The following is a 10,794-nucleotide window of genomic DNA, read 5'->3' on the forward strand; positions in this document are numbered from 1 at the left end:
CTGAAAATGCAGTGCTTAGAAGTTCACGCCGAAGCTGAGCGCCACGAAGTCGCGGTCATCCACGGTGGTGTACTTGCCGTCGAAGAAGTTGGTGTACGCCAGGCTCGCGGTGTAGGTGTTCTGGTACTCGGCATCGACACCCAGGCTCACCGCCTTGCGACCTTCCTCGAAGTTGCCGCCAGGGCCTGGCGAGTAACCGCTGACGTCGTGGGACCAAGCCACGTTCGGCTTGAGGTTCACGCCGGCGAACACGTCGTTGTATTCCCAGATGGCGCGACCGCGATAACCCCACGAAGTCGAGGTGGTGAAGCCTTCGTCGGTGCAGTTGCGGCTGCGGTTGTTCTGCGGCGAACCGGGACCCGCACCGTTGATGGTGCTGGCGTTGAGGATGTTGGCGCAGGTGTTGGCACCGCCTGTGGCCGGCAATTCGCCCGGACCGTAGACCGGGTCACGGCCGTAACGGACGTCGGAGGAGCTTTCCAGGCCGCCGACGTGGGTCACGCCCACTTCGCCCACCAGGGTCAGACGGCTGGCGCCCATGACCTGATCGAAGAAGTGCGTCAGGGTGGTCTGGAACTGGGTGATTTCCTTGCGACGGTAGCCGTGCAGGTCCTGACCCGGAACACCGGTCAGCAGCGAGGCATTGCTCAATGCGCCGCCCAGCGGACGCACACCGGCAAACAGAATGTCGGTGGAGTTCAGTTGCACCGGCGCGTTCGGACGGTAGCTGATTTCACCGCTCCACGCCGTACCCGTAGGCAGGGTGGTGGAGAAGCTCAGGCCATACAGGCGAATGTCTTCAGGGTATTCAACGAAGTACTGCGAATTGCCGGCCACCAGCAGTGGTGCAAGCGCAGCGAACGGCCCCGGCAATCCCCTGGCGGTGTTGTAGACCGACTGTGGCGCCCCCGTAGCGCTGAAGATCGGCGCACGGCTGTGGTAGTTCATGAAGTACGCACCGAACTCGGTGTCGAGTGGATCGAACATGTATTTGAAGGACGCGCCCCACTGGCCGCTGTCCCGTGCATCGCGATCGCCGCCGCGACGCACCAGTACGCCTTCCTCGTTGACGTCCACACCGTTGGCAGCGAGTGGACCGAGGGCCACGGCTGGAATGGTCGAACGCTTGTTCAGCACGCGCAGGTTGCTGTCGCAACCGTCGGCAATGATGTCCGGCTGGGAGAAGAAGGTGCCGCAGTTGTCGACGACGGTCTGGTCCCACTCGAGCTGATAGAAGGCTTCGGCGGACAGGTTTTCGGTCAGGCTCTGGGACACGTAGAACATGTTGACCGGGATCAGGCCCTCCTTGATCTCGGCGCCTGGACGACGGAACGCGGACACGTCGATCGGGTTGATCGAGTTGATGCCGCCGCCGATGAAGGTACTTTCACCCCAGCTCACCACCTGTTTGCCCAGACGCACGGAGCCTGGCTGATCGGCGATCGAGTAGTTGTGGTAGACGAAGGCGTCGAGGATCTGACCGCCGGCGGACTTGGCGCCTTCCTTGCGGTTGTTGTCGCTGATGTCCTTGAACTCGCGGCTCTCGTCCTTCAGTTCGAAGTCGTACCAGTATTTGCCACGGACGAACACGCCGGTGTCGCCGTATTTCAGTTCAAGGTCATGGATGCCCTTGAAGATCTTCGAGAAGGTTTCGCCGCTCTTGAAGTTGGCATGGCCGTCGTCGGATGTCTGGGACAGACCGTGACCGCCGTTGTTGACGCCGATGAGGTTCTTGTTCGGGCTCTGGGTGGACCAGCTGGCACCGATCGACAGGGAGGAGTCGAACTGGCCTTCGATTTCACCGACGTTGAAACTGACGCCGAATGCGGGCCCGGCGAGCGAAGAAGCAAGACTGACGGCCAGAGGCAGCTTTGCCCGGCGCCAGAACTGGTTTACTGAGGTCATCGACGCTACTCCATGTGCATTATTGTTATGGCAGTGAGTACTTTTAAAAACGCCTGAAGGACCGGGCGCCAGAGGCTTCCCGAAATCGCTTCAATGTTGCATCGCCCCGTTTGTGCGTGTGCCCCGTTCTTAAAAATCCTTGAGCGGACTATAGCCAGCAGGTGGTACTGCTTGATCCCTCTAAAGTGTGATTTGCAGCTGCCAACCACTCTGGAACAGTCCTTTCGCCAGTCCGACGCATGTCGGCACGGCAAGGATGGCTGAAAATTCGGATTTCACAAGCCAAGCGCTTGCTTGGTGGGTCTGGCGCGCCGTTTTCGGCGCGCCAGAGGACGCTCAGAGCGTCGAGAGGAAGGTGCTGTTGTTGGCCTGCCATTCGGTGATGTCGAGGCGGATGCGCTTCTTGTCGAGCTTGCCGACACTGGTCTTGGGAATTTCAGTAACAAGCGCGATCTGGCTCGGAATCGCCCACTTGCTCAAGTGCCCCAGTTCAACGAACGGCTTGAGATGTTCCTTGAGCTCGCGCGCCCCGATGGCGTGCCCTTCGCGGACCACCAGCAAGGCAAACGGGCGCTCGCCCCACTGTGGATCGGCGATGCCCACCACTGCTACTTCACGTACCGCGACGTGACGGCTGATCAGGTCTTCGAGGTCCAGCGAAGAGATCCACTCGCCACCGGTCTTGATCACGTCCTTGATCCGGTCGCGGATGTCGATCACGCCCATGTTGTCCAGCGTGGCGACGTCGCCGGTGTGCAGCCAGCCACCGGCCCACAACTCGGCGCCCTTCTGCGGCTCGTTGAAGTACCCCTCGGTCAGCCATGGAGCGCGCAGCACCAGTTCGCCCTGGGTTTCACCGTCGGCCGGGAGGAAATTGCCCTCGGTATCGACGATGGCCGCTTCGACCAGTGGCCCCGGCACGCCGGCCTTGATCCGGTAGGTGGTGCGCTCGTCTTCGGTGCCCGCCATCAATTCATCGTTCAGATGCGCGCACGAAACCAGTGGCCCGGTTTCCGACATGCCATACGCGGCCGTCAGTTGAATGCCCTTGCTCTTGGCCGTTTCATACAGCGTGCGATTGAGCGCACTGCCGCCGATGACGATTTTCCAGCCGCCGAAATCGGTGCCTTGCGCGCCCTTGGCGTTGAGCACCATCTGCAGGATGGTCGGCACACAGTGGGAGAACGTGACCTTCTCCTTGCGCCACAGCTCGACCAGGAACTCCGGGTCGTAACGCCCAGGATAAACCTGCTTGAGCCCAAGCATGGTCGCCACATACGGCAGGCCCCACGCATGCACGTGGAACATCGGGGTGATCGGCATGTACACGTCGTTGGTGCCCAGCAGCCGCACGCTGTCGATGGCGCCCATGATGGTCGACACGCCCATGGTGTGCAGCACCAGTTGCCGATGGGTGAAGTACACGCCTTTCGGGTTGCCAGTGGTGCCCGTGGTGTAGAACGTGGTGGCGACCGAGTTTTCGTCGAAATCCTGGAAGTCGTATTGCGGACTCGCGGCCGCCAGCAGTTGCTCGTACTCACCGACCAGGTTCGGCAGATCGGCGGTTTTTTCCGGCAGATCGGTCAGCAGCAGGGTTTTCTCCACCGTGGTCAGGTGCGGCGCGATGGCCTGGTACAGCCCGACAAACTCGCTGTTGACCAGCACGAAGCGGTCCTCGGCGTGGTTCATGGTGTAGAGGATCTGCTCCGGCGACAGGCGCACGTTGATCGTGTGAATCACCGCGCCGATCATCGGAATCGCAAACATGCACTCCAGGTAGCGATGGCTGTCCCAGTCCATCACCGCCACGGTGTCACCGGCCTTGACGCCAGCCGCCGTCAGCACGTTGGCCAGCCGCGCGACACGTTCGATCAGCGTCGGGTAGCTGTAGCGCAGCTGGTCACGGTAGATGATCTCGCGGGTTTTCTCGTAACGGGCGCCCGACATCAGCAGCCGTTTAATCAGCAGTGGATACTGGTACGCCCCTTCGGCGGGCGGAATAACGCGAGTCTGCAACATAAGAATCCCTTTTCTGACTGCACGGTGTTGGCTTTGGAGTTTCGTACTCTAGAACCCTTATACGTCAGCCAAATCAGCCAAAGGAATGATTTGCAGAGCCGTACAAATGCTAGCTTTGCGCCAGCATTTGCCGGTATTCGTCACCGATCAGGCCGTTTGCCCTACAGCCGCTTCGGAAGGCGTACGTGGGAAAACCACCGCAGCGAGGAAAGTCAAAGCGCCAAAACCCGCGAGAATCAGGTAAAGCCCCACAAAACCATGGCGCGGTTCGACATAAGAAATCAGCGGAATCGCCGTCGCACTGGCACCGAACGATAAACAGTAACGCAAGGCAAACACCCGCGACTGCCATTGCGGCGCAACGAAGTTGGCGACCATCGAATCGTTCACCGTCACCTGGCCAAACACCACGAACATGAACGCCGCCCCGACGGCGATCACCGCCCAGCCATCGACATAAGCCAGGGCGAGCAGCAACGGCGCCTGGCACAACGTCAGCGCGATAAACGGCCACTTCAGGCTGACGCGATGCAACACCCGGCCGATGCTCAACTGGGCAATCGCACCAAAGGCGTAAGCCAGACTGACCACCACACCGAGGGTTTGCGGCGAGGCGAACAGATCATGCAAGCGGTCCTGAAACAGTTTTGGGTAGGTCATGGTGGTGGCGTTGAACACCACCCCGCCGGTGGCCGTGGCCAGGGCCAGCACACCAAACACCATGAACATCGAAATGCGCTGGCCGCCGGCGCCTTTGAGCGCGGTGTGCGGGCGCTTGGGAATCGGCTCCTCGCGCACCTGCAAGGCAAAACCGATCCCCAGCACGATCGCCACCGCCCCCGGGATCAGAAACGCCGAGCGCCAGCCGAACTGCGCCACCAGCAGCCCGGTGATCAATGCCGAGAACGCCACGCCGAGGTTGCCCCACATGCCGTTGATACCGATCTCGCGCCCGCGATTCTGCGCATAGGCCACCAGCATCGCCGTGCCGACCGGGTGATAGATCGCAGCGAAAATGCCGATCAGGGTCAGGCCGATGACCAGCATCGTCGGACTATTACTGAAGCCGGTGAAAATCGCCGAGGCACCGATGCCGAAGAAAAACACCAGCATCATCTGCCGTCGGCTCCAGTGATCGCCCAGCCAGCCGGCCGGTAGCGAACACGCGCCGAACGCGATAAAGCCACCCAGTGACAGGCCGATCAGCGCGGCGTAGTCGAGGGCGAAGGCCTGGGTCATGCCGAGCACGGCTGCAGGGAAAATCAGCATGAACATGTGATCGATCACATGGGCGGCGTTGATGTAGCGAATGACGTTTCTGGACTGGTTCATGACGGCACGCTTTACGTTGTAGTGAGCGCTCATGCTAAGTTGGCCGGAAAGCGCATTCCTGCCATCCAAGTCATCGAATCCGACATGTTGATCAGCCATTTCGAACACGGACCGGTCAGTGCCTATCCACGGGACTATCTGGACGGCTCGCACCAGCCGCTGCACATGCACCGCGAGGCGCAATTGCTTTATGCAGTGAGCGGGGTGATGCGGGTGGTGACGGCGCAAGGTGCCTGGGTGCTTCCGCCGAGTCGGGCGGTGTGGATTCCGCCCGAAGTCGCTCACGAGATCTTCATGTCCGGCGATGTGCAGATGCGTTCATTGTTCATCGCCCCCGAACTGGCGCCGGCCAGCCTGCGCAACTGTTGTGTGCTGGCGGTGACGCCATTGCTGCGCGAACTGATCCTGCGTGCGGTGCAGGGCCCGCCGCATGCCGACAATCCGCTGATCCAGCAACTGATGCTGGAAGAGCTCGCCAGTCTCGAAAACCTGCCACTGCATATTCCGATGCCCACTGACCGGCGCCTGCAAGGCATTTGCCTGGCGCTGTTGCGCACGCCGGATCATCGCAACACCCTGGAAGACTGGGCGCAGCAGGTCGGCGCCAGCTCACGCACGTTGGCGCGGCTGTTCCAGCAACAACTGAAGATGAATTTCAATGCCTGGCGCCAGCAATTGCGCCTGATGGAAGCCCTGCCCCGCCTGCTCGCCGGGGACAGCGTGCAGAGCGTGGCGCGGGATCTGGGTTACGGCAGCGCGCGGGCGTTCAGCGCGATGTTTCGCCGTTTGCTCGGGGACAATCCCCGGGAGTACCTCAACGCCCTGAATCAGCTTCGCTCGATCAATGCATCTCGGTGAACGCGAGTTTCACGCCGATGGCGATCAGCACCGCGCCCATGGTGCGGTCGAACCAGTGGCCCATGCGGGCGAAACCGGCGCGCACGCGCTGCTGGCTGAACAGCATGGCCACCAGGCAGAACCAGGTGGCGGTCGCAACGGCGAGATAAATGCCGTAACCGGCCTGTACTGTCAGCGGGGTGTGCGGGTTGATCACCACGGTGAACAGCGACAAGAAAAACAACGTGGCTTTCGGGTTCAGGCCGTTGGTCACGAAACCCGAGGTGAAGGCGCCACGGGCGGTGCGTTCGCCGGCTTCTTTGTGCAGATCATCGGTCACGGTTTTCGCCGGTTGCGCACGCAGGGCCTTGAAGCCGATGTACAGCAGGTACGCGGCGGCCGCCCATTTCAGGGCGTTGAACAGCACAATCGATTGGGAAACGATCAGGCCGATCCCCAGCAGCGAATAACCGACGTGCAGGAAAATCGCCGTGCCCACGCCCAACGCCGTCCAGGTCCCGGCGCGTCGCCCATGGGTCACGCTTTCGCGCACCACCACGGCGAAATCAGGACCGGGGCTGGCGACGGCCAGCAGGTGGATCAGGGCAACGGTCAAGAATTCGGTCCAGTACATGGGGGCTCCTTTCGGCCAAGCGTAACGAGTTGTTTCATCTGGTAGGCTCGGCAGATTACGCCTTCCCTTCAAAGCACAACAGGTACAGTTGATGACGAACGCCCACCGCGCCGTATTCCTCGATCACCCGTCGCTGGATCTTGGCGATCTCGATCTGAGCCCTTTGCGTGACTGCTTCAGCGATCTGCAACTGTTCGCCCAGACGTTGCCTGCGCAAGTGAGCGAACGCCTGCAAGGGGCAACCGTGGCGATCAGCAACAAGATCCTGATCGACGCCGCCGCCATGGCCGCCAACCCTCAGTTGAAACTGATCCTGATCACCGCCACCGGCACCAACAACGTCGATCTGGCCGCCGCCCGCGCCCACGGCATCACGGTGTGCAACTGCCAGGGTTACGGCACGCCGTCGGTGGCGCAGCACACGATCATGCTGCTGCTCAACCTCGCCACGCGTCTGGCCGATTATCAAAAAGCCGTCGGCGAAGGCCGCTGGCAGCAGGCGAAACAGTTCTGCCTGCTGGACTACCCGATCGTTGAGCTGGAAGGCAAAACCCTCGGCTTGCTTGGACACGGCGAACTCGGCGGCGCGGTCGCGCGTCTGGCCGAAGCCTTTGGCATGCGCGTGTTGCTGGGGCAGATTCCGGGGCGCCCGGCCCGTCCGGATCGTCTGCCGCTGGAGGATCTGTTGCCGCAGATCGACGCCCTCACCCTGCACTGCCCGCTCAACGAACACACCCGGCATTTCATCGGCGCCCGCGAACTCGCCTCGATGAAACGCGGCGCGTTCGTGGTCAACACCGCCCGGGGCGGGCTGATCGATGAACAGGCACTGGCCGACGCCTTGCGCAGCGGTCATCTGGGCGGCGCGGCCACCGATGTGCTGAGCGTCGAGCCGCCGACCAACGGCAATCCGCTGCTGGCCGCCGACATCCCGCGCCTGATCGTCACCCCGCACAACGCCTGGGGCAGCCGCGAAGCGCGGCAGCGGATCGTCGGCCAACTGGTGGAAAACACTCAGGCGTTCTACAGCGGTAAGGCGCTGCGGGTCGTCAGTTGATAAACTGCGGCACTTTTTTTCACAGGAGCAGTTATGGATCCGCGCAGTGAAGTACTGCTTCGTCAGGCCGAGTTATTCCAGGGTTCGGTGTTGCTGGCCGGTTTGCCTGCCGATGATCTGCTGGGGCGCCTGCCCGATGCGTTTGGCTGGTGCTGGCACGCCGGCGATCAGGCCGCGCTCGATGCGCGTTTCGAAGGGCGTAGCCATTTTGGCGTGAACGTGCCGGAACGCGAATTCACCAACGCCGTGGTGTTCCTGCCCAAGGCCAAGGACCTGACCGATTACATCCTCAATGCCGTGGCTTCGCGCCTGGCCGGGCGTGAGGTGTATCTGGTCGGGGAAAAACGCAGCGGTATCGAAGGCGCGTCCAAACAGCTCAACCCGTTCGGCAAGCCGCGCAAGCTCGACAGCGCGCGCCATTGCCAGCTGTGGCAAGTGACCGTGGCCAACGCTCCCGAAGCCAAACCGCTGGAAAGCCTGGCTCAGACCTACGAACTGCCGCTGGCCGAAGGCCCGTTGAAAGTCATCAGCCTGCCGGGCGTGTTCAGCCATGGCCGACTGGACCGTGGCAGCGCCCTGCTGCTGGAACACCTGGACAAACTGCCGAGCGGTCATTTGCTGGACTTCGGTTGCGGCGCCGGCGTGCTCGGCGCGGCGGTCAAGCGTCGTTACCCGCACAATCAGGTCACGTTGCTCGACGTTGATGCCTTCGCTGCCGCCAGCAGCCGTTTGACCCTGGCGGCCAACGGTCTGGAAGCCGAGGTGCTGACCGGCGACGGAATCGATGCGGCGCCGATGGGTTTGAATGCGATTCTGAGCAACCCGCCGTTCCATGTCGGCGTGCACACCGATTATTTCGCCACCGAGAACTTGCTGCGAAAAGCAGCCAAACATCTGAAAAACGGCGGCGAACTTCGCCTGGTTGCCAACAGTTTCCTCAAGTATCAACCGCTGATCGAAGAGCATCTCGGGGTCTGCGCGATCAAGGCCGAAGGCAATGGTTTCCGGATTTACCGGGCCAAGCGCGGCTGAAAATTAGCACTTGCCGAATGGATTCTGCCTAGGCAGAATCCGCTCCGTCCTAGGGGAGTAGTCTCCCACGAGCGCCAAGCTCGTCCGGCATACGTCAACATACTTGATCCTCAGATCATGGCGTATGCGACCCAAGCGTCCGCACCAGACGGATCGCAGGGTTTGACAAGACCTATGACACGCACACCTTACCCGGGGCGGGAAGGCTGTACGTGTCATAGCCGTGTCGACCCGCCCCTTAGGAAATCCTGATGCTGGACTCGTTACTCGTTCCCACCGCAATCGTTGCCTTGGCCGAAATCGGCGACAAGACGCAACTGCTCGCGCTGATTCTCGCCGCTCGCTTTCGCAAACCCTGGCCAATCATCGCCGGTATCGTCGCTGCGACCCTGGCCAACCACGCGGCAGCCGGTGCGGTCGGCGCCTGGTTCGGCAGCTTCTTCTCCGATTCGGTCCTGCACTGGATTCTCGCCGCGAGCTTTGCCGCCACCGCCCTGTGGACGCTGGTGCCGGACAAGATGGACGACGATGAAGCCAGCACCGCCCGCAAGTTCGGGCCATTCCTGACCACGCTGATTGCGTTCTTCCTGGCGGAAATCGGCGACAAGACCCAAATCGCTACGGTGATGCTGGCAGCCCAATACCCGGAGCTGTGGCTGGTGATCATCGGTACGACGGCGGGCATGCTGATCGCCAACGTGCCGGTGGTACTGGCGGGTAATTTTGCAGCGGAGAAACTGCCGCTGACCCTGATCCGTCGACTGGCTGCCTCCGCGTTCCTGATCCTGGCAATCGTCGCGGTGTACAAGGCGATGCAGAGCAGCGGCTGGGTTTGATCCGGCAGATCGCTCCCGCATTGAGTGCGGGAGCGATCATGGTTTCAGGACTTGGGCGCTTTCTCGTAAAGCGGCATGACCTTCGGAATCGCCGCCTGCAAGGCAGCCGTGCGGCTGCTGGAAGACGGGTGAGTGCTCATGAACTCCGGCGGCGCGCCTTCAGAGGCCTTGCTCATCTTCTCCCACAGAGTGATGGCGGCGTTCGGGTTGTACCCGGCACGCGCGGCGAGTTCCAGACCGATCAGGTCGGCCTCGTTCTCGTTGGCGCGGCTGTTGGGCAGCGTCATGCCGTAGTTGGCCACGGTGTCGGCCAGCGCCAGGCTGTCCTGCCCCAGTCCGAGCAACGCACCGGCGCCCTGCTTGGCCATTTCGATGCCATAGGCCTTGGACATCGCTTCACGACCATGCTCGCGCAGGGCGTGGGCGATTTCATGGCCCATGACCGCGGCGATTTCATCGTCGGTGAGTTTCAGGCTGTCGATCAGCCCGGTGTAGAAAATGATCTTGCCGCCAGGACCGCAGTTGGCGTTGAGCTCGTCACTCTTGATCAGGTTCACTTCCCATTTCCACTGCGCCGAATCCGGACGGAAATTCGGTGCCTGGGCGATCAGCCGGTTGGCGATGGCCTGAATGCGTTTGGCATCGTTGCTGGTCTTGTCCAGCACGCCTTTGCTGGACGCCTCGCCCACGGTCTTCTGGTAGGACTGGGCATACATCTGGTCGACCTCTTGCGAGGACAGCATGCTGAACATGTACTGCTTGCGCTCCACGCCCACGGCACCGCCGCTGGTGGTGTTGACCGACTGACAACCGGCCAGCAACAGCGCCGCGCTCAGTGCACTTACAACCAATGTCTTGTTCATTCAAAAGCTCCCTGAAAACCTGCCGCGTATCCTAGGCGGGTAATTGTATCGACGCCAGATACAACGGACGTGTTGCATCTACTTTCAGAAAACTCCCGCCAGACCTGTAGGAAAAAATTCACATCCGCCACCAGGCCCGCTGCAACTGCGTCGCGCACTGATCCATTTGCGACATTGCGCTGCAATTACTCCCTCTTTACCTCATGGCGCAATAGATCGGAAGAACGTCGTGTAGGGAAAGAGTGTAGATCTCGGTGGTCGCCGTATCATTAAAAAAAA

At 61.4% G+C, this 10,794-nt stretch carries 9 protein-coding genes and 1 riboswitch; of the genes, 4 read left to right on the plus strand and 5 right to left on the minus strand.

Annotated elements, in window-relative coordinates; all coding sequences use genetic code 11:
• Positions 1-15 precede the first annotated feature (15 nt).
• The 3 genes from PMI24_RS19425 to PMI24_RS19435 all read right to left on the minus strand — a co-directional run bounded on the left by PMI24_RS19425 (position 16) and on the right by PMI24_RS19435 (position 5,256).
• Complete coding sequence (locus PMI24_RS19425) at positions 16-1,905, minus strand: DUF1302 domain-containing protein (RefSeq protein WP_007956816.1); 1,890 nt, start codon at positions 1,903-1,905, stop codon at positions 16-18.
• A gap of 336 nt (positions 1,906-2,241) precedes the next feature.
• The gene (locus PMI24_RS19430) at positions 2,242-3,924 is read right to left on the minus strand and encodes a fatty acid--CoA ligase (protein WP_007956819.1); all 1,683 of its coding nucleotides are present in this window, start codon (positions 3,922-3,924) and stop codon (positions 2,242-2,244) included.
• Positions 3,925-4,071: 147 nt separating this feature from the next.
• Positions 4,072-5,256, minus strand: coding sequence for an MFS transporter (locus PMI24_RS19435; protein WP_045121823.1), 1,185 nt, complete (start codon positions 5,254-5,256; stop codon positions 4,072-4,074).
• Between the two features lie 84 nt (positions 5,257-5,340).
• Between PMI24_RS19435 and PMI24_RS19440 the strand changes: the two genes are divergently transcribed.
• The gene (locus tag PMI24_RS19440) at positions 5,341-6,114 is read left to right on the plus strand and encodes an AraC family transcriptional regulator (protein ID WP_007956829.1); all 774 of its coding nucleotides are present in this window, start codon (positions 5,341-5,343) and stop codon (positions 6,112-6,114) included.
• On the opposite strand, the gene PMI24_RS19445 is transcribed toward PMI24_RS19440, so the two are convergent.
• A complete protein-coding gene (locus PMI24_RS19445) occupies positions 6,098-6,727 on the minus strand; it encodes a LysE family translocator (RefSeq protein WP_007956831.1) in 630 nt (209 codons plus the stop codon). The genes PMI24_RS19440 and PMI24_RS19445 overlap by 17 nt on opposite strands.
• 91 nt (positions 6,728-6,818) lie before the next feature.
• Here PMI24_RS19445 and PMI24_RS19450 point away from each other — a divergent pair, with 91 nt between their 5' ends.
• The 3 genes from PMI24_RS19450 (at position 6,819) to PMI24_RS19460 (ending at position 9,652) form a co-directional block, all read left to right on the plus strand.
• The gene (locus PMI24_RS19450) at positions 6,819-7,784 is read left to right on the plus strand and encodes a 2-hydroxyacid dehydrogenase (RefSeq protein ID WP_007956833.1); all 966 of its coding nucleotides are present in this window, start codon (positions 6,819-6,821) and stop codon (positions 7,782-7,784) included.
• 33 nt (positions 7,785-7,817) lie between these two features.
• Positions 7,818-8,816: a class I SAM-dependent methyltransferase gene (locus PMI24_RS19455; protein WP_007956835.1), complete on the plus strand. Its 999-nt coding sequence runs from the start codon at positions 7,818-7,820 to the stop codon at positions 8,814-8,816.
• A gap of 39 nt (positions 8,817-8,855) precedes the next feature.
• Positions 8,856-8,980, plus strand: a riboswitch (yybP-ykoY riboswitch).
• Positions 8,981-9,067: 87 nt separating this feature from the next.
• Positions 9,068-9,652 carry a TMEM165/GDT1 family protein gene (locus PMI24_RS19460; protein WP_007956837.1) on the plus strand — a complete coding sequence of 195 codons (585 nt, stop codon included), beginning with the start codon at positions 9,068-9,070 and terminating at the stop codon, positions 9,650-9,652.
• Between the two features lie 44 nt (positions 9,653-9,696).
• Here the strand turns inward: PMI24_RS19460 and PMI24_RS19465 are convergent, their stop codons facing one another.
• Entirely contained in the window at positions 9,697-10,515 is an 819-nt protein-coding gene (locus tag PMI24_RS19465) for a M48 family metallopeptidase (protein WP_007956847.1), read from the minus strand.
• Positions 10,516-10,794 lie beyond the last annotated feature (279 nt).

The organism is Pseudomonas sp. GM25 (genome assembly GCF_000282255.1).
Lineage (GTDB): Bacteria > Pseudomonadota > Gammaproteobacteria > Pseudomonadales > Pseudomonadaceae > Aquipseudomonas > Aquipseudomonas aphyarum.

What these genes read in the sequence shown, in the direction of transcription:
- PMI24_RS19425 (WP_007956816.1), bottom strand. Translation starts at nt 1,905, where the DNA reads ATGACCTCAGTAAACCAGTTCTGGCGCCGGGCAAAGCTGCCTCTGGCC.
- PMI24_RS19430 (WP_007956819.1), bottom strand. Translation starts at nt 3,924, where the DNA reads ATGTTGCAGACTCGCGTTATTCCGCCCGCCGAAGGGGCGTACCAGTAT.
- PMI24_RS19435 (WP_045121823.1), bottom strand. Translation starts at nt 5,256, where the DNA reads ATGAACCAGTCCAGAAACGTCATTCGCTACATCAACGCCGCCCATGTG.
- PMI24_RS19440 (WP_007956829.1), top strand. Translation starts at nt 5,341, where the DNA reads ATGTTGATCAGCCATTTCGAACACGGACCGGTCAGTGCCTATCCACGG.
- PMI24_RS19445 (WP_007956831.1), bottom strand. Translation starts at nt 6,727, where the DNA reads ATGTACTGGACCGAATTCTTGACCGTTGCCCTGATCCACCTGCTGGCC.
- PMI24_RS19450 (WP_007956833.1), top strand. Translation starts at nt 6,819, where the DNA reads ATGACGAACGCCCACCGCGCCGTATTCCTCGATCACCCGTCGCTGGAT.
- PMI24_RS19455 (WP_007956835.1), top strand. Translation starts at nt 7,818, where the DNA reads ATGGATCCGCGCAGTGAAGTACTGCTTCGTCAGGCCGAGTTATTCCAG.
- PMI24_RS19460 (WP_007956837.1), top strand. Translation starts at nt 9,068, where the DNA reads ATGCTGGACTCGTTACTCGTTCCCACCGCAATCGTTGCCTTGGCCGAA.
- PMI24_RS19465 (WP_007956847.1), bottom strand. Translation starts at nt 10,515, where the DNA reads ATGAACAAGACATTGGTTGTAAGTGCACTGAGCGCGGCGCTGTTGCTG.